26 protein-coding genes and 1 tRNA gene are annotated in these 25,629 nt (G+C 73.7%); 6 read left to right on the forward strand and 21 right to left on the reverse strand.

Going from position 1 to position 25,629, the window contains the following annotated elements:
* Positions 1-186 precede the first annotated feature (186 nt).
* The gene (locus FHR78_RS04380) at positions 187-972 is read right to left on the reverse strand and encodes an inositol monophosphatase family protein (protein ID WP_166759705.1); all 786 of its coding nucleotides are present in this window, start codon (positions 970-972) and stop codon (positions 187-189) included.
* Positions 973-1,346: 374 nt separating this feature from the next.
* Positions 1,347-1,428: transfer RNA gene (locus FHR78_RS04385), tRNA-Tyr, on the reverse strand.
* A 334-nt stretch (positions 1,429-1,762) separates the two neighbouring features.
* On the opposite strand from FHR78_RS04385, the gene FHR78_RS04390 reads away from it, so the two are divergent.
* Entirely contained in the window at positions 1,763-2,695 is a 933-nt protein-coding gene (locus FHR78_RS04390) for a type IV toxin-antitoxin system AbiEi family antitoxin domain-containing protein (RefSeq protein WP_166759243.1), read from the forward strand.
* A gap of 89 nt (positions 2,696-2,784) precedes the next feature.
* Here the strand turns inward: FHR78_RS04390 and FHR78_RS04395 are convergent, their stop codons facing one another.
* From FHR78_RS04395 to ubiE, 4 genes are all read right to left on the reverse strand, one after another.
* Positions 2,785-3,273, reverse strand: coding sequence for a YajQ family cyclic di-GMP-binding protein (locus tag FHR78_RS04395; RefSeq protein ID WP_166759244.1), 489 nt, complete (start codon positions 3,271-3,273; stop codon positions 2,785-2,787).
* 131 nt (positions 3,274-3,404) lie between these two features.
* Complete coding sequence (locus FHR78_RS04400; RefSeq protein ID WP_166759245.1) at positions 3,405-4,799, reverse strand: FAD-dependent oxidoreductase; 1,395 nt, start codon at positions 4,797-4,799, stop codon at positions 3,405-3,407.
* A 130-nt stretch (positions 4,800-4,929) separates the two neighbouring features.
* Positions 4,930-6,021 carry a polyprenyl synthetase family protein gene (locus FHR78_RS04405; RefSeq protein ID WP_166759246.1) on the reverse strand — a complete coding sequence of 364 codons (1,092 nt, stop codon included), beginning with the start codon at positions 6,019-6,021 and terminating at the stop codon, positions 4,930-4,932.
* A gap of 44 nt (positions 6,022-6,065) precedes the next feature.
* Positions 6,066-6,797, reverse strand: coding sequence for a bifunctional demethylmenaquinone methyltransferase/2-methoxy-6-polyprenyl-1,4-benzoquinol methylase UbiE (gene ubiE, locus FHR78_RS04410; RefSeq protein WP_166759247.1), 732 nt, complete (start codon positions 6,795-6,797; stop codon positions 6,066-6,068).
* A gap of 71 nt (positions 6,798-6,868) precedes the next feature.
* Here ubiE and FHR78_RS04415 point away from each other — a divergent pair, with 71 nt between their 5' ends.
* Both FHR78_RS04415 and FHR78_RS04420 read left to right on the forward strand, forming a co-directional pair.
* Complete coding sequence (locus FHR78_RS04415; RefSeq protein WP_166759706.1) at positions 6,869-8,089, forward strand: isochorismate synthase; 1,221 nt, start codon at positions 6,869-6,871, stop codon at positions 8,087-8,089.
* Positions 8,086-9,510, forward strand: coding sequence for an MFS transporter (locus tag FHR78_RS04420; protein WP_347878045.1), 1,425 nt, complete (start codon positions 8,086-8,088; stop codon positions 9,508-9,510). The genes FHR78_RS04415 and FHR78_RS04420 overlap by 4 nt, the downstream gene beginning before the upstream one ends.
* Here the strand turns inward: FHR78_RS04420 and FHR78_RS04425 are convergent.
* The 3 genes from FHR78_RS04425 to FHR78_RS04435 all read right to left on the reverse strand — a co-directional run bounded on the left by FHR78_RS04425 (position 9,507) and on the right by FHR78_RS04435 (position 12,672).
* Positions 9,507-10,358, reverse strand: coding sequence for a PPK2 family polyphosphate kinase (locus FHR78_RS04425; RefSeq protein ID WP_166759248.1), 852 nt, complete (start codon positions 10,356-10,358; stop codon positions 9,507-9,509). The genes FHR78_RS04420 and FHR78_RS04425 overlap by 4 nt on opposite strands.
* 108 nt (positions 10,359-10,466) lie before the next feature.
* Positions 10,467-12,140, reverse strand: a complete 1,674-nt coding sequence (gene menD / locus FHR78_RS04430) for a 2-succinyl-5-enolpyruvyl-6-hydroxy-3-cyclohexene-1-carboxylic-acid synthase (RefSeq protein WP_432207138.1) — start codon at positions 12,138-12,140, stop codon at positions 10,467-10,469.
* A gap of 166 nt (positions 12,141-12,306) precedes the next feature.
* Entirely contained in the window at positions 12,307-12,672 is a 366-nt protein-coding gene (locus FHR78_RS04435; protein WP_166759249.1) for a PLD nuclease N-terminal domain-containing protein, read from the reverse strand.
* 100 nt (positions 12,673-12,772) lie between these two features.
* Between FHR78_RS04435 and FHR78_RS04440 the strand changes: the two genes are divergently transcribed.
* Positions 12,773-13,078 (forward strand): DUF4229 domain-containing protein, encoded by a 306-nt coding sequence (locus FHR78_RS04440; protein WP_166759250.1) that lies wholly within the window; start codon positions 12,773-12,775, stop codon positions 13,076-13,078.
* Between the two features lie 16 nt (positions 13,079-13,094).
* On the opposite strand, the gene FHR78_RS04445 is transcribed toward FHR78_RS04440, so the two are convergent.
* From FHR78_RS04445 to FHR78_RS14815, 4 genes are all read right to left on the reverse strand, one after another.
* Positions 13,095-14,048, reverse strand: a complete 954-nt coding sequence (locus FHR78_RS04445; RefSeq protein ID WP_166759251.1) for a 1,4-dihydroxy-2-naphthoate polyprenyltransferase — start codon at positions 14,046-14,048, stop codon at positions 13,095-13,097.
* Positions 14,049-14,058: 10 nt separating this feature from the next.
* Positions 14,059-15,216 carry an AMP-binding protein gene (locus FHR78_RS04450; protein WP_166759252.1) on the reverse strand — a complete coding sequence of 386 codons (1,158 nt, stop codon included), beginning with the start codon at positions 15,214-15,216 and terminating at the stop codon, positions 14,059-14,061.
* 73 nt (positions 15,217-15,289) lie between these two features.
* The gene (locus FHR78_RS04455; protein ID WP_166759253.1) at positions 15,290-16,198 is read right to left on the reverse strand and encodes a 1,4-dihydroxy-2-naphthoyl-CoA synthase; all 909 of its coding nucleotides are present in this window, start codon (positions 16,196-16,198) and stop codon (positions 15,290-15,292) included.
* A gap of 43 nt (positions 16,199-16,241) precedes the next feature.
* Positions 16,242-16,844 carry a hypothetical protein gene (locus tag FHR78_RS14815; protein WP_208392752.1) on the reverse strand — a complete coding sequence of 201 codons (603 nt, stop codon included), beginning with the start codon at positions 16,842-16,844 and terminating at the stop codon, positions 16,242-16,244.
* Positions 16,845-16,967: 123 nt separating this feature from the next.
* On the opposite strand from FHR78_RS14815, the gene FHR78_RS04465 reads away from it, so the two are divergent.
* On the forward strand, positions 16,968-17,963 hold the full coding sequence (locus tag FHR78_RS04465) for an o-succinylbenzoate synthase (RefSeq protein WP_166759709.1): 996 nt from the start codon (positions 16,968-16,970) through the stop codon (positions 17,961-17,963).
* A 202-nt stretch (positions 17,964-18,165) separates the two neighbouring features.
* On the opposite strand, the gene ccsB is transcribed toward FHR78_RS04465, so the two are convergent.
* The 5 genes from ccsB to FHR78_RS04490 are packed head-to-tail and all read right to left on the reverse strand — an operon-like array spanning position 18,166 to position 23,146.
* Positions 18,166-19,227, reverse strand: coding sequence for a c-type cytochrome biogenesis protein CcsB (gene ccsB / locus FHR78_RS04470; protein WP_347878046.1), 1,062 nt, complete (start codon positions 19,225-19,227; stop codon positions 18,166-18,168).
* A gap of 2 nt (positions 19,228-19,229) precedes the next feature.
* Entirely contained in the window at positions 19,230-21,113 is a 1,884-nt protein-coding gene (resB, locus tag FHR78_RS04475) for a cytochrome c biogenesis protein ResB (RefSeq protein ID WP_166759254.1), read from the reverse strand.
* Positions 21,097-21,831, reverse strand: coding sequence for a cytochrome c biogenesis CcdA family protein (locus tag FHR78_RS04480; RefSeq protein WP_208392971.1), 735 nt, complete (start codon positions 21,829-21,831; stop codon positions 21,097-21,099). The genes resB and FHR78_RS04480 overlap by 17 nt, the downstream gene beginning before the upstream one ends.
* A gap of 59 nt (positions 21,832-21,890) precedes the next feature.
* Entirely contained in the window at positions 21,891-22,499 is a 609-nt protein-coding gene (locus FHR78_RS04485; protein ID WP_166759256.1) for a TlpA family protein disulfide reductase, read from the reverse strand.
* Positions 22,499-23,146, reverse strand: a complete 648-nt coding sequence (locus tag FHR78_RS04490; protein WP_166759257.1) for a histidine phosphatase family protein — start codon at positions 23,144-23,146, stop codon at positions 22,499-22,501. Before FHR78_RS04490 ends, FHR78_RS04485 begins: the two co-directional genes overlap by 1 nt.
* 82 nt (positions 23,147-23,228) lie before the next feature.
* On the opposite strand from FHR78_RS04490, the gene aspS reads away from it, so the two are divergent.
* Positions 23,229-24,563: an aspartate--tRNA(Asn) ligase gene (gene aspS, locus FHR78_RS04495; protein WP_166759258.1), complete on the forward strand. Its 1,335-nt coding sequence runs from the start codon at positions 23,229-23,231 to the stop codon at positions 24,561-24,563.
* A gap of 102 nt (positions 24,564-24,665) precedes the next feature.
* On the opposite strand, the gene FHR78_RS04500 is transcribed toward aspS, so the two are convergent.
* The 3 genes from FHR78_RS04500 to FHR78_RS15040 all read right to left on the reverse strand — a co-directional run bounded on the left by FHR78_RS04500 (position 24,666) and on the right by FHR78_RS15040 (position 25,508).
* Entirely contained in the window at positions 24,666-24,932 is a 267-nt protein-coding gene (locus tag FHR78_RS04500; RefSeq protein ID WP_166759259.1) for a glutaredoxin family protein, read from the reverse strand.
* Positions 24,933-25,109: 177 nt separating this feature from the next.
* Complete coding sequence (locus tag FHR78_RS04505) at positions 25,110-25,208, reverse strand: 30S ribosomal protein bS22 (RefSeq protein WP_003792170.1); 99 nt, start codon at positions 25,206-25,208, stop codon at positions 25,110-25,112.
* Between the two features lie 105 nt (positions 25,209-25,313).
* Complete coding sequence (locus tag FHR78_RS15040; protein WP_123546729.1) at positions 25,314-25,508, reverse strand: helix-turn-helix domain-containing protein; 195 nt, start codon at positions 25,506-25,508, stop codon at positions 25,314-25,316.
* Between the last annotated feature and the right edge of the window lie 121 nt (positions 25,509-25,629).

Raw genomic sequence — 25,629 nt, forward strand, 5'->3', positions numbered from 1 at the left:
GGAAGAGGGCTGATCGGCCCTCGAGGTCAGGGTCGCGGCTGCACCGGACGAAGGTCACGGTGAAGTAACGAACCTGTCCAGGGTAGCCGCTCGTTCACCGGATGGCTACCCGCCTTCGGGTGCCACGCCCGTCCCCAGCGGCGACGGCCGACAGGAAATGCTGGTCAGCGGGCATACGACGCCGGTTCAGAACCCGGCGTCCGCCAGGAGGGCGTCCGCGTCGGCGGCGATGCCCGGAGCGGCCGCCACGACGAGCTCGCCGCTCGCGGCCGCTCCCGCCTCGCCGTGGACCACGACGCCCGCCTCCTGGGCGATCAGCACGCCGGCTGCGTGGTCCCACGGCTTGAGGCCGCGTTCGGCGTAGACGTCGAGACGGCCTGCCGCGACCGCGCAGAGGTCGAGGGAGGCGGCGCCCAGGCGGCGCAGGTCGCGCACCCGGCCGATCAGCCGGCCGAGCACCGCCGCCTGCTCGACGCGGCGGCCGGAGTCGTACGAGAAGCCGGTGGCGAAGAGCGACTGGGCCAGGGAGGCGGGGGCAGAGGGGACGAGAGGAGCCTCGCCGAGCCGGGCACCGCCTCCTCGGCTCGCGGTGAAGACCTCGCCGGAGAGCGGGTTCACGACGCAGGCGGCGAGCGCCGTCCAGGTCAGCGGGTCCGGGCCGCCCTCGACGACCGCGACGCTGACCGCCCACTGCGGGATGCCGTACAGGAAGTTGACGGTGCCGTCGATCGGGTCGACGACCCAGGTGAGGCCGGTGGACGAGTCGTCGGGGTCGCCCTCCTCGCCGAAGAAGCCGTCGCCGGGGCGCAGCTCGGCCAGCCGGTCGCGCAGGAACGCCTCGACCTCGCGGTCGGTGTGCGTCACGACGTCGACGACGCTGCTCTTCGTGTCGGCGACCTCGACGCCCTCGGCGCGGCGTGCGGCGGCCAGGCGCGCCGCCTCGGTCGTCACCCGGAGAGCGACCGCAAGCAGCGCGGCGACGTCGTGCGTCGAGTCGCGGCGGTCGTCGGCGGCGCGGTCGCCGTCGGTGCGGTCGCCGTCGCCGGCGGTGCGCTGCGGGTCGGTGCGGTCGTCGTCGCTGTCGGCGCGCTGCGGGTCAGTGCGGTCGCCGTCGCTGTCGGCGCGTTGCGGGTCGGTGCGGTCGTCGTGCACGGGGCCTCCTCGCGGCGGTGCCGGGAGCGCCGGCACGGCCTGCTCGTCTCGTCGGCGCCCGTGCTCGCACCGGAGCCGTCGCCGGCCGGGCGCGGCGTCACGGCTGCGGCGTGTGCCGCCGCCCCGACGACGAACGGACCCGATCTCTCGAGTCCGTCGCGGTGCCGCCCGCCCCGGGAGGGGCTGGGCACCTGTGGCAAGTGAGGGATTCGAACCCCCGAAGGCTACGCCAGCTGATTTACAGTCAGATCCCTTTGGCCGCTTGGGTAACTTGCCATGCACGCCCGACCCATGTGATCACCGACCGGAGGCGCCAGACAAATATACAGCCTCCCGGACCTCCCGCTGACCACCCCGCCCCTCCCCCACCTCCCTGACCGCAAATGCCGACCTGCTCGGCCACAAAAACGGGATTTCCCGTCAGGGAACGGTCGCTCGGGCGCCTCCCGGTCGGCATTTGCGGAGAGAAGTCGGAGGAGAGCCTCGGTGCCGTAGTTCCACCATGTCGACCCGGGGCGACTCCTCCCCAGCAGCACGTGCCGCGGGGAACGTCCACAGGGGCGCGCCCTCAGCTGATGTCTGACCCGAGCGACGAGGAACGTCGTCCGACATGGAACAGCCAGTCGCAGACATCGTCCGTTCACGCCACCAGGGCCTGGCCCGTCGCCGCGAGTTGCTCGAGGCCGGCTGCAGCCGGCACGACATCGACCTCGCGTGGCGGCAGGGTGACCTGCAGCGGGTCCGGCACGGGCTCTACGCCGTGCCGGGCCTGGCGGAGCCGATCGTGCGCGCTGCCAGGGTGGGAGGCGTGCTCGCGGGCGTCAGCGCCCTCACGCAGCGCGGCGCGTGGACACCGCCCGCCGAGCGCCTCGTCGTGAGCGTGCCCCACAACGCCCGAGACCTGAGAGACCCTGATGACGCTGGCCGTCGACTGGGCGACGTGCATCCCCACGTCCTCGTCCTCCGGGACGGAGCACAGCTCGCACCGGGCGAGCGCCTGTCGGTCTCCCCGAGCCGCGCCGCCGCCCAGGCCCTGCTCCACGAGCCCGTGGACACGGCCGTCGCCGTGATCGACTCCGCCCTGCGCCTGCGACGGGACGCGCGTCCGCGCATCCCGTCGGTCAGCGCCCTCCTCGACCGGCGGACCGCTTCGGGTCTCCTCCTGCTGGTCGACGCCCGCGCCGAGTCGGGCACCGAGTCGGTCGTCCGTGTCCGCTTGGTCGAACGGGGGCTGCGCCCGAGGATCCAGGTGTGGCTCACCGAGGACATCCGTGTCGACGTCCTCGTGGACGACTGGCTCGTCATCGAGTGCACGAGCCATGAGTTCCATGCATCGCCGCGGCAGTACACGAAGGACCGGACCCGCATCGCGGCTCTCACGGCTCTCGGCTACGTGGTGCTCGAGGTGTCCTACCACCAGGTCTTCGACGACTGGGAGTCGGTCTGGGAGGCCATCGCGCGCCTCCTCGCCCGCGGGCGGCCGCAGAACCCGACACACGCTGCTAGAACAACGGGAAATGCAACTACAGGACGGGCGGGCTAGGTCGTCTTGTCGGCATTTGCAGCACCGTGACCAGCGGGGGCGTCGGGCAGGAGGGCTGGGCCCGGTTGCCCGGCGCGCAGCGGCCGGGGCTAGCGGAAGTTGACGAACTGGAGGTCGACGTCGAGGTCGGCCGTCTTCAGCAGCGCCATCGTGGCCTGCAGGTCGTCGCGGCTCTTCGACTGCACGCGCAGCTCATCGCCCTGGATCTGGCTCTTGACGCTCTTGGGCGCCTCGTCGCGGATGATCTTGCCGATCTTCTTCGCGGCGTCCTGCTCGATGCCCTGCTTGAGGTCGGCCTCGATGCGGTACTCCTTGCCGCTGGCGTAGGGCTCGCCGGCGTCGAGGTGCTTCAGGCTGATGCTGCGCTTGATGAACTTCGACTCGAGCACGTCGAGGACCGCCTTGACGCGCTCCTCCGTCGACGCCTTGAGCAGCAGCTTCTCGCCGCTCCAGTCGACCGAGGCGCCCACGCCCTTGAAGTCGTAGCGCTGCTCGATCTCCTTCTGCGCCTGGTGGAGGGCGTTGTCCGCCTCCATCTTGTCGACCTTGCTGACCACGTCGAAAGAGCTGTCTGCCATGCCCACCAGCTTAGCCACGAGCTCGGACGCCGGTGACGCCCGGCCGCCACCTGCCCTTCAGACGACGACGCGCCTCCTGCGGTCAGGACGCAGGAGGCGCGGGTCGGCCCCCGAGAGGAGGCGGAGGTCGGTCAGACCGTCGCGGTCGCGCCGTCGGCGGGCTCGCGGGCGTCGCGCGAGACGCGCACCATCTCGTCGCGGGGCACGACCTTGACGCGGACGCGCTCGTGCTCGTGCTGGGCGCCGAGCGACTGCTCGTGCTCGTCGAGGCGGTGCCAGCCCTCGAGGTCGGTGTACTCGACGCCGCGCTGCTCGAGCAGGGCCGGGATCGCGCCCTCGGACGGGTCGGCCGGCTGCCACCAGCTCGCCTGGTCGTTGATGACGTGCTTGACGGTCTCCATGGCGTCGGACTTCGTGTGGCCGATGAGGCCGACGGGGCCGCGCTTGATCCAGCCGGTGGCGTAGACGCCGGGGACGATCTGGTTGTCGTCGTCCATGACCTGGCCCTCGTGGTTCGGGATGACGCCGCGACGCTCGTCGAACGGGATGCCGTCGAGGGGCGAGCCGAAGTAGCCGACCGCCCGGTAGATCGCCTGCACCGGGACCTCGCGGACCTCGCCGGTGCCCTCGACGCCGCCCTGGCCGTCGGGCCGGGTGCGCTCGTACCGGAACGCGGCGACGCGCCCCTGCTCGTCGCCGACGACCTCGAGCGGCTTCGCGTAGAAGTGCAGGTGCAGCCGACGCGACGCCGTGCCGACCTCGCGCTCGCGCCACTGGTTCAGCACCTTGTCGATGACGAACACCTGCTTGTTGGTGGCGATCGCCGTCTTGCTGGCCTCGTCGTGGTCGAAGTCCTCGTCGTGGACGATCATGTCGACGTCGCGCACCTCGCCGAGCTCGCGCAGCTCGAGCGGCGTGAACTTGACCTGCGCCGGCCCGCGACGGCCGAAGACGTGCACGTCGGTGATCGACGACTGCTTGAGCCCCGCGTAGACGTTGTCGGGGATCTCGGTCGGCAGGAGGTCGTCGGCGTGCTTCGCGAGGATCCGCGAGACGTCGAGCGCGACGTTGCCGACGCCCACCACGGCGACCGACTGCGCGTCGAGCGGCCACGTGCGGGGGAAGTCGGGGTGCCCGTCGAACCAGCTGACGAAGTCGGCCGCGCCGTAGCTGCCCTCGAGCTCGATGCCGGGGATGTCGAGGTCGGCGTCCTTGATGGCGCCCGTCGAGAAGATCACGGCGTTGTAGTGCTGGCGGAGGTCGTCGAGGGTGATGTCCTCGCCGTACCGCACGTTGCCGAAGACGCGGATGTCGCCGCTGTCGAGCACGTCGCGCAGCGCGTTCACGATGCCCTTGATGCGCGGGTGGTCGGGCGCGACGCCGTAGCGGACGAGGCCGTAGGGCGCGGGCAGCTGCTCGAAGAGGTCGATCGACACGTCGAAGGCCTTCTCGGCCTTGAGCAGGATGTCGGCGGCGTAGATGCCGGCGGGGCCGGCTCCGACGATGGCCAGTCGCAGGGTGGTCACGAGTTGTCTCTCTCCTGGTGTGCGGCTCGGCGGTGCCGGCCGTGCGGGCGGTGCGGTGTCTGTGGTGCTCGGGGCTCGGGGGGCCGTCGCGCCCGGCGGGCGGGGCAGGGCCGAGGAGGCGCGTCGCCGGTCAGGCGGACCGCTCGACGACGCGGTCGGCGAAGCGGGTGAGCGCCTTCTTGACCGGCCCGGCCGGCAGGGCGTCGAGGGCGGCCAGCGCCTCCGAGGCCCAGCGGTGCGCCTCGCGGCGCGTGCGGTCGGTCACCTCGTGCTCGCGCAGGCGGCGGACGATGTCGGCGAACTCGGCCTCGTCGACCGGGTCGCCTCCGTCGTCGACGGCACGCGTGGCGGCGACGACCTGGTCGATGACCCCCAGCAGGGCCGCCGCCTCCATGTCGGTCCGCGCCTCCTGGCGCAGGTAGAGCAGGGGCAGCGTCACGACGCCGGCGCGCAGATCGGTGCCGGCGCGCTTGCCCGTCTCCTCCGCCTGGTCGGAGAGGTCGATGACGTCGTCGATCAGCTGGAACGCGATGCCGATCTTCTCGCCGAACTCGGCCACCGGGGCGAGGTACTCGCGGGGCGCGCCCGAGAACATGACCCCGGCGCGGGCCGCGGTCGAGATGAGCGAGCCGGTCTTGTCGCCGAGCACGTCGATGTAGTGCGCGATGGGGTCGTCGTCGTCGCGGGGGCCGACGGTCTCGTGCAGCTGCCCGAGGCAGAGGCGCTCGAAGGTCTCGGCCTGCAGCAGGATCGCCTCTTGCCCGAGGCCGGACACGATGGTGCTCGCCCGGGCGAAGAGCAGGTCGCCGGCGAGGATGGCGACGTTGTTGCCCCACACCGTCTGGGCGCTGGGCACGCCGCGGCGCATCTGCGCCTCGTCCATCACGTCGTCGTGGTACAGCGACGCCAGGTGCGTGATCTCGGTCGCCTGGGCCGACGCCACGATGCCGGGGGTCGCCCCGTCGCCGAGCTGCGCGATGAGCAGGGTCAGGGTCGGGCGGACGCGCTTGCCGCCCGCGGCGAGCAGGTAGCGCGTCGTCGCGTCGGCGATCTCGTCGGCGAAGGCGATCTCGCGCAGCAGGCCCTGCTCGACGAGCTCGAGGCCGTCGTCGACCGACTGCACGAAGCGTCGCTCGGAGGGCGTGGCGAAGAGCTTCTCGCCGAGGCCGAGCGACGAGCTCAGGGAGCTGCTGCGGCGGGTGAGCGGCACACTCGGGTTCACGGGGTCACCTTTGTCTGGTCTGGTCGACCGCCCGGGGGCGGGGGCTACTTCTTCTTCGCCGCGGAGTCGCGGGTCGACTGGTCGACCGGCTTGCGGCCCCGGTGCAGGGCCACGATGCCCATCGTCAGGTCGCGGTGCGCCACCCGGGTGAACCCGGCGCCGCGCAGCCACTGGCTCAGCACCTGCTGCTCGGGCCACGCGTCGATCGAGTCGGCGAGGTACGAGTAGGCGGGCGTGTTGCTGCTGACCGCCCGGGCGAGCACCGGCATGCCGAAGCGCAGGTACGCACGGTAGGCGGCGCGCAGCGGGGCGAACGGCGGGGTCGAGAACTCGCAGATGACGAGCCGGCCGCCGGGCTTGAGCACGCGGTGCATCTCGGCGAGCGCCTGCTTGGGGCGGTTCACGTTGCGGAGGCCGAACGAGATGGTGACGGCGTCGAAGGTCGCGTCGTCGAACGGCAGCTGCTCGGCGTCGCCCTCGACGAACTCGATCTCGGGGTGGCGCTCGCGGCCCACCTCGACCATGCCGTGCGAGAAGTCGAGCGCGACCACCTCGGCGCCCCGCTTCGCGATCGCGACGGAGCTGGTGCCGGTGCCCGCGGCGATGTCGAGCACGCGGTCGGCGGGCCCCGCTCCGATCGCCTTCACGGTCGCCACGCGCCACAGGACGGCGTTGCCCGCGGAGAGCACGTCGTTCGTGCGGTCGTAGTGGCGGGCGACGCCGTCGAACATGGACGCGACCTCGTCGGGTTGCTTGTTCATATCGGCCTTGGTCACGATGGTCGATCCTACAGGCGACCCCGGGACGAACGCCGAGTGCCGAGTAGGGTCGACCAGTGGAATCCCCGATGTCCCGCACCCCGTCCCTCTCGGTCCGCACCACGCGGATCGACCACATCAGCCCGCTGCTCGACGTCGTCGACCCGCGCAGGCCCCTCGTCTTCGTCCGGGGCGGCGCCGGCATGGCGGGCATCGGCGAGGCCCTGCGGCTCGAGTTCCGCGGGCCGGACAGGATGCGCGACGCCGCCGAGGCCTGGCGCGAGGTCGCGGCCCGCGCCTCCGTCGACGACGAGGTCGGCGTCCCGGGCACGGGCCTCGTCGCCTTCGGCTCGTTCGCGTTCGACGACGAGTCGGCCGACACCAGCGTCCTGATCGTCCCGCGCATCGTGCTCGGCCGCCGCGGCGGCACCGCCTGGATCACCCGGGTCGACGGCGCCGAGCTGCCGCCGGCGTCGCCCGTGGGGGCGTCCGCCACGGTGCGCCTCGTCGACGGCGAGCTGCCGGGGCCCGCCTACGCGGCCGCCGTCGCCGAGGCCGTCCAGGCGATCCGCCTCGGCGAGGTGAGCAAGGTCGTCCTGGCCCGCGACCTCGTCGGCCGGCTGCCCGCCGAGGCCGACCTGCGCCTCGTCGCCGCCACGCTGCTCACCGCCTACCCCGACTGCTACGCCTTCGCGGTCGACGGCCTGGTCGGCGCCAGCCCGGAGACGCTCGTCCGCACCGAGCACGGCGAGGTCAGCGCACGAGTGCTCGCGGGCAGCGGCGCCCGGGGCGTCGACGCCGCGAGCGACGAGGCCGCGGCCCACGCCCTCGCCACCTCGACGAAGGACCTGGACGAGCACGCCTTCGCCCTGCGCAGCCTGCTGCTCTCGCTCGCGCCGCACGCCGACGACGTCGTCACCGGCGAGCAGCCGTTCACGCTGAAGCTGCCGAACCTGTGGCACCTCGCCAGCGACGTCCGGGGCAGGCTCACCGACGGCTCGTCGTCGCTCGACCTCATCGCCGCGCTGCACCCCACCGCCGCCGTCGCGGGGACTCCCACCGCGCGGGCGCTCGAGCTGATCCGCCGGCTCGAGCCCTTCGACCGGGGCCGCTACGCCGGGCCGGTCGGCTGGGTGGGCGCCGACGGCGACGGCGAGTGGGCCATCGCCCTGCGCTGCGCCCAGGTGCACGACGACGGCACGGTCCGGGCCTTCGCCGGCGCGGGCGTCGTGGCCGAGTCGGTGCCCGAGCGCGAGGTCGCCGAGACGACCATGAAGTTCCAGCCCGTCGTCGGCGCCTTCTCGTCGTGACCTCGTCCGCGGCGCCCGGGGCCGAGGAGGCGGCGGCCGCGCCGCGCTGGTCGCGACCGGTGGCGCTGGTGGTCGCCGCCGCGTTCTTCATGGAGAACCTCGACGCCACGATCCTGTCGACGGCCACCGCCTCCGTCGCCCGCGACTTCGACGTGCAGCCGGCCCAGCTCGGCATCGCGGTGACCGGCTACCTCGTTGCGGTGGCCGCGTTCATCCCGCTCGGGGCGTGGCTGGCCGAGCGGTGGGGCGCGCGGCGGGTGTTCCTCGCCGCGGTCGTGCTCTTCACGCTCGCCTCCGTCGCCTGCGCGCTGAGCCCCGACCTCGTCGCGCTGACGACCGCCCGGGTCGTGCAGGGCGCGGCGGGCGCGATGATGGTGCCGATCGGCCGCCTCATCGTGCTGCGCAGCACCGAGAAGTCCGAGCTGGTGCGGGCGATCGCGTACCTGACCTGGCCGGCCCTCGTCGCGCCGGTGGTCGCCCCGCTGCTCGGCGGGCTGCTCACCGAGCAGCTCGGCTGGGAGTGGGTGTTCCTCGTCAACGTGCCGATCGGCGCGCTGTTGCTCGTCGCCGCGTGGCGGGTCGTGCCGTCGCCCGAGCCGGGCGACCGCCACCCGCTCGACTGGCCGGGGCTGCTGCTGGTCGTCGGGGCGATCGTGGCCCTCGTCGTGGCCTTCGAGCTGCTGGGCGAGCCGACGACGTGGTTCCCGGGGGCGCTCCTCGTCGTCGTCGCGGGCCTGCTCGGCGTGGCGGCGGGGCGGTGGTTCCGCCGGGCCCGGCACCCGCTGCTCGACCTCGCCCCGTTCCGCGTCGCGACGTTCCGCGTGACGACCCTGAGCGGCTCGCTGTACCGGGCGGTCGTCAACGGCGTCCCGTTCGTCGTCCCGCTGTTGCTGCAGGACGGCTTCGGCTGGTCGCCGGTCGAGGCGGGGCTGATGCTGATGTGGGTCTTCGTCGGCAACCTCGGCGTCAAGCCGTTCACCACGCCCCTGATGCGCCGGTTCCGCATCGTGCCGATCGTCGTCGTCGCGACGGTCGGCCTCGCGGCGACCTTCGTCGCGGCCGCCCTCGTCGGCCCGCAGACGTCGCCGGTGCTCGTCGCGGGCGTGCTGCTCGTCAGCGGGGTGTTCCGCTCGGTCGGGTTCACCGCCTACAACACCCTGCAGTTCGCCGACGTGCCCGCGGCCCAGATCGCCCCGGCGAACGCGATCGCGTCGATCACGGGCCAGCTCGCGATCGGCCTCGGCGTCGCCCTCACGGCCCTGGCCGTCCGCGTGGCGGACGGGCTGGCCGGGGCCGGCGGCTCCCCCGCCACGGGCTACCAGGTCGCCCTCGTCGTGCTCGCGGTGCTGGCCCTGCTGAGCCTGCCCGAGGGGCTGCGCCTGCCGCGGGGCGCGGGCGAGGTGCTGCGGTCCCGCTCCTAGGTCGAGGCGAGGCGCGTGCGCTCGAGGTCGACGTCGAAGGAGGCGGCGGGCCAGTCGAGCCCGCGGGCCGACAGGGCGTCGACGAGGAGGCGCTGGACGGCCACCCTCGCGTACCACTTGCGGTCGGCCGGGACGACCCACCACGGCGCCGCGTCCGTCGACGTGCGCCGCAGCATGGTCTGGTAGGCGTCCTGGTAGTCGTCCCAGACCAGGCGCTCCTCGACGTCGCCGGGGTTGAACTTCCAGTGCTTGTCGGGGCGGTCGAGCCGCTCGAGCAGGCGATGCTCCTGCTCGTCACGGGAGAGGTGCAGCATCACCTTGACGATGGTCGTGCCGGCCTCGACGAGCTCCTGCTCGAACTCGACGATGGCGCCGTAGCGCCGCTCGATCTCCTCGGGCGGCGCGAGGCGGCGGACCTTGCCGATGAGCACGTCCTCGTAGTGCGACCGGTCGAAGACGCCGATCATGCCCGGCCCGGGCAGCTCGCGGCGGACGCGCCAGAGGAAGTCGTGGGCGAGCTCCTCCTCGGTCGGCGCCTTGAAGGCGTGGTGGGCGACGCCCTGCGGGTCGACCGCGCCGACGACGTGGCGGACGATGCCGCCCTTGCCCGCGGTGTCGGTGCCCTGGACCACGAGCAGGACGTTGCCCTGCGAGCCGCCCGACCGGCTGACGGCGAACAGCTTCTCCTGCAGCTCGGCGAGGGCGTCGCGCCCCGACTCGAGCACCTGCGCGGCGTAGCGCTTGTCGCCGGGGAACCCGGGCGTCGAGCGCGGGTCGACGTCGGCGAGGCGCACGTCCGGTCCGGCGCGCAGGATCTCGGTGGGCTGGGTCGTCCAGGTCTTGGCCATGGGGCCGAGCCTACGGCCGCGACGGGAACGCCGCCCGGGCGCCGCACGCCCTGGCCGGGCCGCACGCCCTGCACGACCCGGGCGCCGCGGCGGACGCCCTCGGGTCGCTCAGCGCGAGAGCGGCACCTCGATCAGCACCGGGGCGTCCCACGCGCGGGCGAGCGCCTGGTCGAGCTCGGCCCGGGTCGCCGCCAGCACGTGGTGCCAGCCGTACGCCGCGGCCAACCCGGCGAGCTGCACGGAGTGGGGCGTGAACTGCACGCGCCGCATGGCGTCGGCCGGTGCCGTCGCCGCGACCTCGAGGCCGTCGAAGATCGTGCCGCCGCCGTCGTTGCCGACGACGACCTGCAGCCGGGGCCGCGCCTCGCCGTCGCCGAACAGCAGCGAGCCGACGTCGTGCAGCAGCGTGAGGTCGCCCACGAGCACGCGGGTGACGCCGGGGGCCCTGTCGTCGACCTGGCTGGCGAGCGCGACGCCCGCAGCCGTGGCGACGGTGCCGTCGATGCCGGCGAGGCCCCGGTTGGCGTGCACCCGGATCCTCTTGCCCGGCACGACCTCGTCGACCTCGCGGATGAGCCGGGAGGCGCCGAGCACGAGGCGGTCGTGCGGCCACGTCACCCGCCACAGCGTCTCGGCCAGGGCGCGGCGCGTGACCGACCGCCGCAGCAGGGCGACCTCGCCGCGGAGGAACTCGGCCCGGGCCGCGCCGTCGTCGCTGGTGGCCGCGTCGAGGTCGGGGGCGGACTCCTCGTCGCCGACGAGGCGACGGCCGGCGTGGACCCAGCGCCCCACCCAGGCGCGGTGCGCGCGGTCGTCGGGCGCGCCTCCTCCTGTCTCGACCACCTCGACGGCGTCGACCACGGTGGCGGACCGACCGGGGTCGTACGCCTCGGCGGCGGCGCCGCGGACGACGAGCACCTCGACGTCGCGGCGAGCCAGCAGGGCGGGCACCTGACGGGTGAGGGTGGGGTGCCCCAGCACGACCACGCGCCGGACGGCGCCGCCGAAGTCGGTCTGGCCGAGCAGCGTGCGGTAGCCCAGAGCCAGGTTCGGCCCGAAGTGGGCGCCGCTCGAGACCTCGGCGACCAGGGGCGCGCCGAGGGCGCGGGCCAGCGCCTCGGCCTCGACACCCGCGGCGTGGCCGGCCACGACGACCGTGCCCGGCTCGTCGTCGACCTCGACGCGGACGGCCGCGGCCCGGGCCGCGGCGGACCACGACCCGGCGTCGACGTGCTCGGGGCGCGGAGCAGGCAGGGCGCCGGCCGCGGCCGACAGCGGCTCGCGGAGTGCCACGTTCAGGTGCACCGGGCCCGGCACCGCGGGGGCTCCCTCGTCACGCGCAGCGTCGGGGCCGCCGAGGGCGGTCGCCACCGCGGCGCGGGCGACGTCGCGGACGGCGGCGGGGTCGACCGGACCGTCGAGCGGGGCCTCGAGATCACGGGTGAGCCGCGCGGCCACGCCGAACATGCCGGGCTGCCGCGTGGTCTGGTTGGCGCCGATGCCGCGCAGCTCGACCGGCCGGTCGGCCGTCAGCACGATCATCGGGACGCCGGAGTGGTGCGCCTCGAGCACCGCGGGGTGCAGGTTGGCGACGGCCGTGCCCGAGGTGGTCACGACGACGGCGGGGACGCCCGACTCGACGGCGAGGCCGAGGGCGAGGAACCCCGCCGAGCGCTCGTCGATGCGGACGTGGAGCCGCAGCCGCCCGGCCCGCTCGAACTCGGCGGCGGCGAGGGCGAGGGCCTGCGAGCGCGACCCGGGGCAGAGCACGACCTCGCGCACGCCCGCGTCGGCGAGGGCGGCCAGGGCGGCGACGGCCCAGTCGGTGGCAACGCTGCCGGACGAGCCGCCGGGGGCGGCGGCGGTCGACGACGAGTCGGCCCCGCCGGGGAGCTCGGACTCGGCCGCGTCGGGCGCTGGGGGGCCGGTCAGACCCGAGCCCGCGTCGTCAGGCGTTGTTCTTGTCGTTCGTGTCGTCGCCGTCGAGCTCGGCGAGTTCTTGTTCGAGGCGTCGGATGCGTTCGTCGGTCGTCTCCCGGTCGAGGTCGCTGACGGTCGAGCCCCGGCGGCCCGAGAACTCGGGGTCGTCGTCGGGGGCGACGAAGCGTCGCGCGTCGGGCTGGCCGCTCTTGCGGGCACGGCCCAACAGGAACCAGAGCACCGCGCCGATCACGGGCAGCACGACGATGATGAGCGCCCAGAGGGGCTTGTTGAGGGCCCTGAACCGCGACGACTCGGCGAGGAGGCAGTCGATTAGGGCGTAGATGACGAAGGCAGACGCTGCGACGATCGCCACGAGCAGGAACTTCACCATGGACCGAGCATAGGCGGGCCACCAGGACGTCGCCTGATGGTCGGCCGGGAGGGCTCCCGCGACGTCGGGGAGGCGCGGGCGCCGCGCGTAGACTCGCCGGGTGAAACCCTGGGTCAAGTACACGATCGTCCGCCTCGGCGTGTTCCTCGTCGCGCTGGTCGTGCTCGTGCTCCTGCTGCCGAACCCCTACCTCGCCACGCTCGTCGCGGCGCTCGTGGCGTTCTGCGTGTCGTACCTCTTCTTCGCCCCGCTGCGGCGCCGCGTCGCCCTCGACCTGGCCGAGCGCCGGTCGCGGCCCGAGCCGCTCGACGGCGACAGCCTCGCCGAGGACGCCGAGCTGGCCGAGCGCGACGCCCGTGACGAGCGCGACGCCCGTGACGAGCGCGACGCGGGGCGCGCCTCCTAGGCCCCTCGCACCCCGGTCAGGCGAAGAGCGCGGCCCCGAGGCTGAGGCCGAACACGAGGGCCGTCAGCGACGAGAGCTGCAGCGCCAGGATCAGCTCGCGCGGCGTGCGGCCCGTGACGCCGATGACGGCCGCGGGCACCGCCGCGATCAACGTGAAGTACACGTAGGGCGCGTAGAGGTACAGCAGCCCGAAGTACGCCAGCAGCAGGAACGGCAGCAGCAGGAACAGGGCGTACAGGGCCCTCGCCACCGTGTCGCCCACGACGACGGCGAGCGTGCGCTTGCCGGCCGCCGCGTCCTGCGGGATGTCGCGGATGTTGTTGACCATCAGCACGGCGCAGGCGAACAGGCCCGCCGCGACGCCCGCGACCCACGCGTCGGCGGGGAACCGGTGCACCTGCACGAAGGCGGTGCCGACGGTGGCCACGAGGCCGAAGAAGACGAAGACGAAGACCTCGCCGAGGGCGTTGTAGCCGTAGGGCCGCTTGCCGCCCGTGTAGTACCAGGCGGCGACGACGGCGGCCGCGCCGACCGCGAGCATCCACCAGTAGCCGGTGGTGACGACGACGACGAGGCCCGCCACGGCGGCCAGGCCGAAGAAGACGAGGGCGACGCGCAGCACCGTGCGGGGCCGCACGCTGCCCGAGCCCGTCAGCCGCGCCGGGCCGACCCGGTGCGCGTCGGTGCCGCGGATGCCGTCGGAGTAGTCGTTGGCGAAGTTGACGCCGATCTGCAGGAACACCGCGACGGCGAGGCAGAGCAGCGCCAGCGGGAGGTCCCAGCTGCCGTTCGCCCGGGCGACGCCGGTGCCGAGGGCGACCGGGGCGACGCCGAGCGGCAGGGTGCGCAGGCGCGCGCCGCCGATCCAGTCGCGAGCGGTCACGCGGCGCGCCGGCTGACGCCCCGGTCGGCCGCCCGGGCGGCCGCTGCGCTTGGTGTTCTTCTTCTGGGATGTCGTCGATCGTGCCACGGCACCGATCCTAGTTCCGGGCCGCGCCGTCGCCCGCGACGAGGGCCGTGAGGGCGCGGCGGTCAGGCTTGCCGCTCGGCAGCAGCGGCAGCTCGGGCACGACGACGAGCCGGTCGGGCGCCGCGGCCCGGCCCAGCACGGCGGCCACCGCGGCCCGCAGGTCGACGAGCTCGACGCCGGCGGCGGACCGGCCGCCCGCGACGACCACCGGCACCTCGCCCCACCGGTCGTGCGGGGCACGGACGACCACCGCCTCCTCGAGTCCCGGCCGGTCGCGGACGACGCGCTCGACCAGGCCGAGCGACACCTTCTCGCCGCCCGAGACGACGACGTCGTCGAGGCGCCCGGTCACGGTGAGCACCCCCTGCTCGGAGACGCCGCCCGCGTCGCCGGTGCGGTACCAGCGCTCGCCGTCGCGCTCGACGAACGCCGCCGCGGTGCGCGCCTCGTCGCCGAGGTAGCCCACGGCCAGCGACGGGCCCGACAGCTCGACCTGGCCGTCGACGACCGCCACCCGCGTGCGCCCCACGGGCACGCCGTCGTACACGCAGCCGCCGCTCGTCTCGCTCGACCCGTAGGTGCGGACCACCCGGACGCCGGAGGCGCGGGCCCGGTCGACGAGGGACGCCGACGTCGCCTGCCCGCCCACCAGCAGCGCCGTGAACGACCGGACGGCCTCGGCCACGCCGCCGTCGCGGTCGGCGGCGTCGAGCACCGCCGCCAGCTGGGCGGGCACGAGCGAGGCGTAGCGCACGGGGTGGTCGAGCCGGCGCGCGGCGGCGGCGAAGGCGTCGGGGTCGAAGTGGCCCGGCGGCAGCAGCACCGGCTCCGTGCCCGCGGCGATGCTGCGCACGAGCACGTTGGTGCCCGCCACGTAGTGCGCCGGCAGCGCGAGCACCCACCGGCCGGGACCGCCGAGCGCCCCGTCGGCCGCGGCCGCCCCGGCGAGCAGGGCGTCGGCGCCGAGCATCACCCGCTTGGGCACGCCGCTCGACCCGCTCGTCTCGACGACGAGCGCGACCGGCTGCGGCACGGCGGCGGGCAGGTCGGCCGGCACGTGGTCGTCGGTGCGGGGCGCGACGGCAGGGCCGCCCGCCAGGGCGTCGCGCAGGGCGTCGAGCACGGCGCCCGGGCGTCGCGCGTCGACGGGGAGGAGGGGGCGGGTCACGCGCCGCGCCTCCTCGGGGCGGTCGCGGGCGCCGGGGCCGTCTCGCCCGGTGCGGCCGCCCGGGACGCCGGGGTCAGTACTGCCACGGGAACGGCGACCAGTCGGGCTCGCGCTTCTCGAGGAACGAGTCACGCCCCTCGACGGCCTCGTCGGTGCCGTAGGCGAGGCGCGTGGCCTCGCCGGCGAAGACCTGCTGGCCCACGATGCCGTCGTCGGTCGCGTTGAACGCGAACTTGAGCATGCGGATCGCGGTGGGCGACTTCGTGAGGACGACGCGGGCCATGGCCAGCGCCTCCTCCTCGAGGTCGGCGTGCGGCACGACCCGGTTCACGGCGCCCATCTCGTGGGCGCGGTCGGCGCTGTACTCCTCGGCGAGGAAGAACACCTCACGGGCGAGCTTCTGCCCGATCTGCTTGGCGAAGTAGGCGCTGCCGTAGCCGGCGTCGAACGAGCCGACGTCGGCGTCGGTCTGCTTGAACCGACCGTGCTCGCGGCTCGCGATCGTGAGGTCGCAGACGACGTGCAGCGAGTGCCCGCCGCCGGCCGCCCAGCCCGGCACGACCGCGATGACGACCTTGGGCATGAAGCGGATCAGGCGCTGCACCTCGAGGATGTGCAGGCGGCCGGCCGAGGCCGGGTCGGCGACGTTCGCCTCGGCGCCCTCGGCCTTGTAGCCGTCGCGGCCGCGGATGCGCTGGTCGCCGCCGCTGCAGAAGGCCCAGCCGCCGTCCTTCGGGCTGGGGCCGTTGCCCGTCAGCAGGACGACGCCGACGCGGCTCTGCTGCCGGGCGTGGTCGAGCACGCGGTACAGCTCGTCGACCGTGCGCGGCCGGAACGCGTTGCGCACCTCGGGCCGGTCGATCGCGACGCGGGCCACGCGCCCGTCGACGTCGAGGTGGTACGTGACGTCGGTCAGGCCGTCGAAGCCCGGCACCTCGCGCCACTCGGCAGGGTCGAACAGGTCGGAGACGGCGCGGGACATGCGCCCAGCCTACGACCGGGCGGGGCCCCGAGGAGGCGCGGCGTCAGAGCGAGGGGACGAGCCGACCCAGCAGCCAGACGAACACGAACGGGTTCGCCAGCACGCTGAGGAGCACCGCCGCGACGGCGGGCCACCGCCCCCGCCGGGTGGCCACGGCGACGAGGGCGACGACGCCCACGCCGATCGAGGCGAGCATCGTCACGAGCGCGATCGAGGCGGCGGCCGTCACGGCGTCGCCCGCGAGCAGGGCGATCGCGAGGCCGTCGAGCGCGACGAGCACGACGGCGAGCACGAGCACGACGATCCCGAGGCGCGGGCTGCGGGCCGGGACGTCGGCGTCGTCGTGGGTCTGCTCGTCGAAGATGGCGAGCCCCTCGGCGGCGTCGGGGGCGGCGGTGTCCGGGCGGGCGCCGGCGTCGGTGCCGGTGCCGGTGCCGGTGCCGGTGCCGGTGCCGGTGCCGGTGCCGGTGCCGGTGCCGGTGCCGGTGCCGGTGCCGGTGCCGGTGCCGGTGCCGTCCCGGCTCGCGCCGTCCGGGCCGTCGGCCCGCAGGGCCTCGCCCTCGGGACCGGCCCCGTCGACGTCGCGGCGGGCGCGCACCGGGGCGTGGTCGGAGTCGTCCGGGCGGGGCAGATCGGGGGCGGCCATGGGCACCGACCCTACCGGGCGCGGTGCGAGACTGACGAGGTGACGAACCCCGCCGATCCCCTCCGCCCGGCCGCCGGCTCCCCCGTCGCCGGCCCGCCCGTCGCCGACCTGCCGCCGCTCGACCTGCCGCCGCTCGACCTGCCGCCGCTCGACGAGGTGCTGGCGGGCGCGCACGTCGTGCAGCTGCCGCTGCGCACCCGGTTCCGCGGCATCGACGTCCGTGAGGCGCTGCTCGTCGAGGGCCCCCGCGGGTGGACCGAGTTCAGCCCCTTCGTCGAGTACGGCCCCGACGAGGCCGCCGCCTGGCTGGCGGCCGCCGTCGAGTTCGGCTGGGGTCCCGAGCTCGTGGCCCGCACCTCCCGCGTGGCCGTGAACGCGACCCTGCCCGCCGTCGGGCCCGACGCCGTCGCGGGGGTGCTGGCCCGGTTCCCCGGGTGCCGCACCGTCAAGGTCAAGGTCGCCGAGCGGGGCCAGGAGCTCGCGGACGACGTCGCCCGCGTCGCCGCCGCCCGCGAGCACGTGGGACCTGAGGGCCGCGTGCGCGTCGACGCCAACGGCGGCTGGACCGTCGACCAGGCCGAGGAGGCGCTGCGAGCCCTGGCGCCGTTCGGTCTCGAGTACGCGGAGCAGCCCTGTGCCACGGTGCCCGAGCTCGCCGAGCTGCGACGCCGCACGGCCGGCCTCGGGGTGCCCGTGGCCGCCGACGAGAGCGTGCGCAAGGCCGCCGACCCGCTCGCCGTCGCCCGGGCGGGCGCCGCCGACGTGCTCGTCGTCAAGGCTCAGCCGCTCGGCGGGGTGCGGGCCGCCCTCGCGATCACGGCGGCGGCGGGGCTGCCCGTGGTCGTCTCGAGCGCCCTCGACACCTCGGTCGGGCTCAGCATGGGGGCGCACCTCGCGGCCGCCCTGCCCGAGCTGCACCACGACTGCGGGCTCGGGACGGCGGCCCTGCTGGCGGCCGACGTGACGCGCGACCCGCTCGTCCCCGTCGACGGGGCGATCGACGTGCGCCGGGTCGACGTCGACGTCGACCTGCTGCGGCAGCACGCGGTGGCCGACGATCGACGCGAGTGGTGGCTGGGTCGGGTCCGCACCTCCTGGGCTGTGCTCGAGGCCCGCTGACCGGGCTCCGCTCGCTGCCCGCTGAGCGGGCTCGGCTCGCTGCACGATGAGCGGCTCGGCTCGCGGCACGCTGAGCGGGCTCGGCTCGCTGCACGGCTCAGGAAGCTGCCGACGCCGGTTCCTGAGTCGTGCACGACTCAGGACCGCGCGTCCCCCCGGTGCGCAGACTCAGGAACCCCGTTCCTGAACGAGGGAGGAGGGGTCAGAGGCCCGAGTAGGCGTGGAGGCCCTTGAAGAAGACGTTGACGACGCCGAAGTTGAACAGCACAGCGCCGAAGCCGATGATCGACAGCCAGGACGACCGGGCGCCTCGCCAGCCGCGGGTGGCCCGGGCGTGGATGTAGCCGGCGTAGAGCACCCAGATGATGAAGGTCCAGACCTCCTTGGTGTCCCAGCCCCAGTAGCGGCCCCAGGCGCGCTCGGCCCAGACGGCGCCCGCGATGAGGGTGAAGGTCCACAGCACGAAGCCGACGAGGGCGACGCGGTAGGCCAGGTCTTCGAGGCGGTCGGCCCCGGGCAGGGTGTCCATGAACCGCAGGCCGGTCAGCCGGGCCTGCTCGCGCTTCGTCTGGATGAGCTGGGCGATCGAGAGACCCGCCGCGATGGCGAAGAACCCCGTGCCGAGGATGGCCACCAGCACGTGGATGACGAGCCAGGCCGACTGCAGCGCCGGCTGCAGCGGCACGACCTCGACGTAGTAGTTGACGCTGCCGATGGCGAGCAGCACGAGGTTGAGCCCCATGACGTACGCCCCGAGGAACGACAGGTCGACGAACCGGCCGACGACCAGGTAGACCGCGACGATGATGGCGGTGCCGGTCAGCGAGAACTCGAACATGTTCGCCCACGGCACGCGGTCGGCGGCGAGGCCGCGGGTCACGACGCTGGAGACGTGGACGAGCAGGCCGAGCACCATCATGGCGGTGGCCACGCGCTCGAAGGCCGAGCCGCGACGGCGACCGGAGGTGCCTCGGCCCGACGACGCGTCGCCGCGGCCCACGCCCGGGCCGACCGTCGTCGTGCTCGTCGCCGCGCGGTCGAGCACGATCGTGCTGCCGCCCGACGCCCCGCTCGAGGCGCGGGTCGCGCCGCGCACGGCGGCCCCGCCCGTGCCCGTCGTCGCCGTGGCGGACGGGGCCGGGGCCTGCTGGGCGTCGCCGGAGCGCTTGGCCAGGTCGAGGGCGAAGGCCACGAACGAGATCGTGTAGATCGCCATCGCCGAGTACACGGCGACGAGCGAGAAGTTGGCGAGGTCTTCGGTCACGGTCAGATCCTACGTCCGGCGCGGCCCGGCGCCTCCGTCGAGGGGGCCGGGTCGTTCGAGGTCGAACCGGTGGGTCGCGCGGAGGGGCCGGCGCCGCGTGCGGCGGGGCCGCCGCCCGTCGGCCCGTCGTCGGCCGGGTCGTCGTCGCTCGTCGCGTCGCGGGCGACGTCGGCCGGGACGCCGAGGCCGGCCAGGTGGGTGCGCGCGATGTCGCGCACGGCCCGGGCGAGCGTCGGGTCCTCGCCGCGCGCGAGCCCGGCGTACTCGAGCCGGACTCCCCCGTCGGTCTCGGTCGCCTTGACCCAGATGCGCCGGCGCGGCACGAACAGCGCCGTGAGCAGGCCTGCGAAGACGAGGCCCGCGAAGAGCAGCACCCAGAGCTGCGACGGGTCGTGGTGCACGTCGAGCGACGCGAACCGCTTGACCTCCGACAAGGTGACGGTGCCGAGGCCGTCGGGCAGGTCGACCGTGTCGCCGGGCGACAGCTGCAGCGCGGGCTGGTCGGCCGAGGCGCCCGCGATCTCGGTCATGCCGTCGGTCGTGAGGGAGTAGACCGACTGCGGCACCCCGGCGTCGAGCCCGAGGTCGCCCTGGTAGACGTTGAGGCTGAGCACCGGGTTCAGCAGGTCGGGGTAGCTCGAGGCGAGGATGCCCGAGCCGTCGCCGGTCTCGACGGCCGACGGGTAGAAGAAGCCGATCATGCCGATCTGGTCGGACAGGCCGTCGGGCACCTTGATCACGCCCTGCGAGGTGAGGTCGGCGTTCTGCGGCAGGAACGGCACGGTGTCCCGGAACGCGGCCGTGCCGTCGGGCGCCGTGACGGTCACGTCGACCGCGTACCCGTTGCCGAGCAGGTAGACGTTCGAGCCGCCGATCGACAGCGGGCTGTTGACCTTGATCTCGTGCTCGCTGGTGTCGCCCGACTGCGTCGTCGCGGTGACGTCGGCCGTGTAGTCGAGGGGCTGCCCCAGGGCGTCGGTGTTCGTCTCCTCGTACGTGGTGGTGAAGCGGTCGAGGGTCAGGTTGAACGGCGAGAGCTGGGAGTCCTGGAACCAGCGGCCGGGGTTGAAAGAGTCGTACGAGACGAGGGCGTTGGTGAAGGTCTGCCCCTCGACGACCACGCGCTGGCCCGTGTAGCCGAAGCCGCCGCCCACGCCGACCGTGACGAGCACGCCGACGAGCGCCGTGTGGAACACGAGGTTGCCGGTCTCGCGCAGGTAGCCGCGCTCGGCGCTCACCGAGTCGCCGAACACCTGCGTGCGGTACCCGGCGCGCCTCAGCTGCGCGCGGGCCCGCTCGACGGCGGAGGCGGGGGCGAGCGCCGAGTCGGTGTCGCCTCCTGCGGTCTGCAGCGTCACGGACCGGTAGCCCGCGAGCCGCGAGAGGCGGGCCGGGGTCTTGGGCGGCCGCGACCGCAGGGCGTCGAAGTGGTGCTTCGTGCGCGGCACGATGCAGCCGATCAGCGAGATGAACAGCAGCAGGTAGACGGCCGAGAACCAGGGCGACGAGTAGGTGTCGAAGACGCCGAGCTTGTCGAGCACCGGGAACAGGTCGGGGTGCTCGGCGCGGTACTGCACGACGCCGTTGGGGTCGGAGGTGCGCTGCGGCACGAGCGAGCCGGGGATCGCGGCGACGGCGAGCAGCATCAGCAGGAACAGCGCCGTCTTCATGCTCGTGAGCTGCCGCCAGAAGAACCGCAGGTAGCCGACGAGGCCGAGCCGCGGCTGCACGACGTCGGCCGACCCCGCGCCCAGGTCGCCCGGCGTGCGGGCGGGGGCCGAGTCGTAGTGGTCGCTCGGACGCAGCGGGTCGGCCGAGACGTCCGTGACGTCGGCGGCGTCGTCGGCGACCGGGCCGCGGCCCTCGGGCTCAGACGACCGTGCCATAGCCCGCGATCACCGCCCCCAGGTGCGACATCAGCGAGGACCAGAGGCCCGTGACCATGAGCAGACCGATGGCGATCAGGATCGACCCTCCGACGATGTTGACGACGCGCATGTGGCGCTTGACGAACGAGATGGAGCGCGCCGCCCAGCCGAAGCCGAGGGCCACGAGCAGGAACGGCACGCCGAGGCCGACGCAGTACGCCAGCCCGAGCAGCACGCTCTGCGCCGCCGAGCCGCTCGTGAACGAGAGCGCGTAGATGGCGGTCAGGGTCGGGCCGATGCACGGGGTCCAGCCGATGCCGAACACGATGCCGAGCAGGGGCGCCCCGGCCAGGCCGGTCGCCGGGACGAAGCCGGGCTTGACCGTGCGCTGCAGGAACGTGAACTGCCCCACGAAGACCAGGCCGAGCGCGATCACCACGAGGCCCATCAGCCGCACGATGAGGTCGCGCCACTGGATCAGCCAGAACCCGGCCGCCGAGAACGCGATGCTGCCGCCGACGAAGACGAGCGAGAAGCCGGCGATGAAGAGCAGGACGCCGACGACGACGCGGCGACGGTCGTGCTGAGGAGGCGCGGCCCCGGGGGCCTGACCCGTCCCGCCCGCGCGACGGCCGCCTCCTGCGAGGCCCCCCACGTAGCCCAGGTAGCCCGGCACGAGCGGGAGGACACAAGGAGAGAGGAACGAGATGAGGCCCGCGAGCAGCGCCACCGGCAGGGCGACGGCGAGCTGGCCGCCCGCGACCGCCTCGAAGAAGGGGTTGCCCTGGTACACCTCTAGGCCTGCTCGGCGACGGCGTCGCTGATCAGCGTCTTGAGGGTGCTGGGCCCGTCGAGCCCGCCGAGCACGCGGGCGGCGATGCGGCCCTGCTTGTCGAGGACGATCGTGGTCGGCACCGCGTTGGGGGCGATCGTGCCGGCCAGCGCGAGCTGCACGGCGCCGTCGTTCGTGTCGACGATGGAGGGGTAGGTCACGTCGAACTTCTCGGCGAAGGCACGCGCCGTGTCGGCCTGGTCGCGGACGTTGACCCCGACGAACTGGACGCCCTGGTCGGCGAAGTCCTCGCTGAGCTGCTGCAGGTCGGGCGCCTCCTTGCGGCAGGGCGGGCAGCTGGCGTACCAGAAGTTGAGCACGACGACCTCGCCGTCGTGGTCGGCGCGGGAGAACTCGTCGCCCTCGTCGGTCGTGCCGGAGAACTCGACCGGCTCTTCGCGGTCCGCCGCGGGCACCTCGGTGACCGTGCCGGCCCCGCTGATGTAGTTCTCGGTGCCGCCGGCCCGGTACTGCTCGGCGAGGGGGTCGGACTGCGACGTGCAGCCCGTCAGGACCAGCGCGAGCGCCGAGGCCGCGGCCAGCGCGCCGACGGCGAAGGAGGCGCGGCGCATCAGACGGCGCCCAGGTCGACGGCCCGCTCGAGCAGGTCGGCGGCCGGGTCCTGGTAGCCGACCTCGACGAAGCGGCCGCCGTGGCGCTCGAGCGTCGTGACGCTCGACAGCGAGCACCGACGGCGGCGCGGGTCGTGGAACAGGCGGGCGCCGGTGACGCTGCGGTGCACCATCCAGATCGGCAGCTGGTGGCTGACGAGCACGACGTCGCCCGAGTCGACGCTCGACCACGCCTCGTCGACGGCGGAGAGCATGCGCGCGGCGATGCTGACGTACGCCTCGCCCCAGCTGGGCTTGAGGGGGTTGACGATCCAGGGCCACTCGGCCGGGACGGCGAGCTGCTTGGCGACGGTGAAGTCGGAGCGGCGGCCCTCGTACTTGTTCGTGGGCTCGATCAGTCGCTCGTCGACCTGCACGTCGAGGCCGTAGGCGGCGGCCCAGGGCGCGGCGCTCTCGCGGGTGCGCTGCAGCGGGCTGGCGACCACCGCGGCGACGGGGGCGCCCTGCGCCTGCAGCATCGCGGCCGAGGAGGCGGCCATGCGGTGCCCGAGCTCGCTGAGCCCGAAGCCCTCGAGTCGGCCGTAGAGCACGTGGTCGGGGTTGTGCACCTCGCCGTGGCGCACGAGGTGGATCTGCTGGGCGGGCATGGGCCCCAGTCTAGGTCGGGCCCGCGGCGGCGCCTCCCCCGCGGGCCCCGGAAAGCTCGACGTCGCGGTAAAGTCTCGCCCTGTGATCGAACGCACCCTCATCAGCGACCTCTCGCCCCTCCCCGACGGCCCCGTGACGGTGTCCGGTTGGGTCGACACGGTCCGCGACCAGAAGAAGGTGCAGTTCGTCGTCCTCCGCGACGAGTCCGGCGCCGTCCAGCTCGTGCGGCCCCGCACCGCCGCCGACGTGCTCGCCGAGGCCGGCGAGACCGACGAGATCGCCGACGCCATCTCGGGCCTCTCGCAGGGCAGCTTCGTCACCGTGACCGGGCGCCTCAAGCACGACGAGCGCGTCAAGCTCGGCGGCATCGAGGTCGCGATCGACGGCCTCGTCGTCGACAGCCTGGCCGACCCCGAGACGCCCATCGCCGCCGACAGCGGCATCGACAAGCGCATGGACTGGCGGTTCCTCGACCTGCGCGTGCCGCGCAACGCCCTGATCTTCCGCGTGCAGACCACGTTCGAGCACGCCATGCGCACCTACTGGGTCGAGCGCGGCTACGTCGAGGTGCACACCCCGAAGATCATGGCGTCGGCGAGCGAGTCGAACGCCGAGCTGTTCAAGGTCGAGTACTTCGAGGGCAGCGCGTTCCTCGCCCAGAGCCCGCAGTTCTTCAAGCAGATGGCCCAGTCGGCCGGCTTCGGGAAGATCTTCGAGATCGCCCCGGTGTTCCGCGCCGACCCGTCGTTCACCTCGCGCCACGCGACGGAGTACACGAGCGTCGACGCCGAGATCAGCTACGTCGACAGCCACGAAGACGTCATGCAGATGCAGGAGGAGCTGCTCGTCGCCGCGTTCACGGCGGTCGTCGAGAAGCACGGCGCCGCGATCAAGGAGCTCTTCGACGTCGACCTCACGGTGCCGACGACGCCGTTCCCGCGCATCCCCCTGGCCGAGGCGAAGCAGATCGTCGCCGACCGCGGCTACGTCGTGCCCCGCGCCGACGCCGACATGGACCCCGAGGGCGAGCGCCAGATCGCGTCCTACGTCAAGGAGACGTTCGACCACGACTTCGTGTTCCTCACCGACTACGACGCCTCGATCCGGCCGTTCTACCACATGCGCCACGAGGACGACCCGCAGCTCACGAAGAGCTACGACCTCATCTACAACGGCACCGAGATCACGACGGGCGCCCAGCGCGAGCACCGTGTCGACGTGCTCGAGGCGCAGATCCGCGAGAAGGGCATGAAGCCCGAGGAGCTCGGCGGCTACCTCGACTTCTTCCGCTACGGCGCCCCGTCGCACGGCGGCTTCGGCATGGGACTGGCACGCGTGCTGATGCTCATGCTGCACCAGCCGAACCTGCGCGAGGTGACGTTCCTGTTCCGCGGGCCGACCCGCCTCACCCCGTAGGGCGCAGGCCCTTCAGCGCCCGGTCGACGGGCGAACGAGGAGGCGCGGTGCAGGTCTGACCTGCACCGCGCCTCCGTCGTCCGTGCGCCGGTGAGCGGGGCGTCAGCCCAGCGCGCTGCGCAGGGCGGTGCGGAGCCGCTCGGGCTCGACGCGCCAGATGGTGTGCACGCGGTCGTCGAGGAGGACGACCGGGATCTCTTCCGCGTACTCGGCGCGCAGGGCCTCGTCGCCGAGGATGTCGGTCTCGGTGTACCCGAGGCGGGCGGCAGCGAACTCGGGCTCGGCGAGCACGGCGTCGAGGGCCGCTCGGGCGTCGTCGCAGAGGTGGCAGCCGGGCTTCGTCAACAGCGAGATGCGGGGACCAGTCACGCCCCCGACCCTACCCCGCACCCGCACACCCCCCCTGCCCGCACCGGGCGAAGCGAAGCGACGCCCCCGGGCGCGCAGCGCCCGCGCGCCCGGCAGGGCGCCAGAGGCACGGAAGTGGTCGGCGAAAAGAAAGCGGCCCCTGACCCGGCAGGGTCAGGGGCACGCGGAGTCTCGCGACTACTTCTTGTTGCGACGCTGGTGACGAGTCTTGCGGAGCAGCTTGCGGTGCTTCTTCTTCGCCATGCGCTTGCGACGCTTCTTGATGACAGAACCCATAGAGGACCTCACTGATTCATGGATCGGACGACCGGGTCCGAAACAGAACCGCGGAAAAATGCCTCGGGTCAGTGTACTAGGGCGACCCGTGATTGTCGAAGTGAGTCAGCCGACGTCGGCGACGCCGTTCTGCAGCACGGCCGCGACGGCCGACTCGGGCACGCGGAACGAGCGGCCGAAGCGGATCGCGGGCAGCTCGCCCGAGTGCACCATCCGGTAGACGGTCATCTTCGACACGCGCATCATGCCGGCCACCTCGGCGACGGTGAGGAACCTCACGTCCGAGAGATCGTGGGTCACGTCGCCTCCTGCGGCTGTCGGGTCGGCCGGTCGGGCCAGGCGCCCGACGGTGCCGTCGGGACGGGCGAGCCGGGAGGTGCTCCTGTGACTCGTGGTCACTCTAGGGGCGCGTGGGCCGCGG

The sequence above is a fragment of the Frigoribacterium faeni genome (assembly GCF_011761235.1).
GTDB classification, from domain to species: domain Bacteria; phylum Actinomycetota; class Actinomycetes; order Actinomycetales; family Microbacteriaceae; genus Frigoribacterium; species Frigoribacterium faeni_A.

Bases quoted from the DNA above. Each gene is read 5' to 3' on its own strand.
- resB (WP_166759254.1), bottom strand. From the start codon at position 21,113: ATGGCACGGTCGTCTGAGCCCGAGGGCCGCGGCCCGGTCGCCGACGAC.
- FHR78_RS14815 (WP_208392752.1), bottom strand. From the start codon at position 16,844: ATGGCCGCCCCCGATCTGCCCCGCCCGGACGACTCCGACCACGCCCCG.
- FHR78_RS04505 (WP_003792170.1), bottom strand. From the start codon at position 25,208: ATGGGTTCTGTCATCAAGAAGCGTCGCAAGCGCATGGCGAAGAAGAAG.
- FHR78_RS04485 (WP_166759256.1), bottom strand. From the start codon at position 22,499: ATGCGCCGCGCCTCCTTCGCCGTCGGCGCGCTGGCCGCGGCCTCGGCG.
- FHR78_RS04455 (WP_166759253.1), bottom strand. From the start codon at position 16,198: ATGTCCCGCGCCGTCTCCGACCTGTTCGACCCTGCCGAGTGGCGCGAG.
- FHR78_RS04425 (WP_166759248.1), bottom strand. From the start codon at position 10,358: ATGGCCAAGACCTGGACGACCCAGCCCACCGAGATCCTGCGCGCCGGA.
- FHR78_RS04415 (WP_166759706.1), top strand. From the start codon at position 6,869: ATGTCCCGCACCCCGTCCCTCTCGGTCCGCACCACGCGGATCGACCAC.
- FHR78_RS04435 (WP_166759249.1), bottom strand. From the start codon at position 12,672: ATGGTGAAGTTCCTGCTCGTGGCGATCGTCGCAGCGTCTGCCTTCGTC.
- FHR78_RS04390 (WP_166759243.1), top strand. From the start codon at position 1,763: ATGGAACAGCCAGTCGCAGACATCGTCCGTTCACGCCACCAGGGCCTG.
- FHR78_RS04490 (WP_166759257.1), bottom strand. From the start codon at position 23,146: ATGCCCGCCCAGCAGATCCACCTCGTGCGCCACGGCGAGGTGCACAAC.
- FHR78_RS04395 (WP_166759244.1), bottom strand. From the start codon at position 3,273: ATGGCAGACAGCTCTTTCGACGTGGTCAGCAAGGTCGACAAGATGGAG.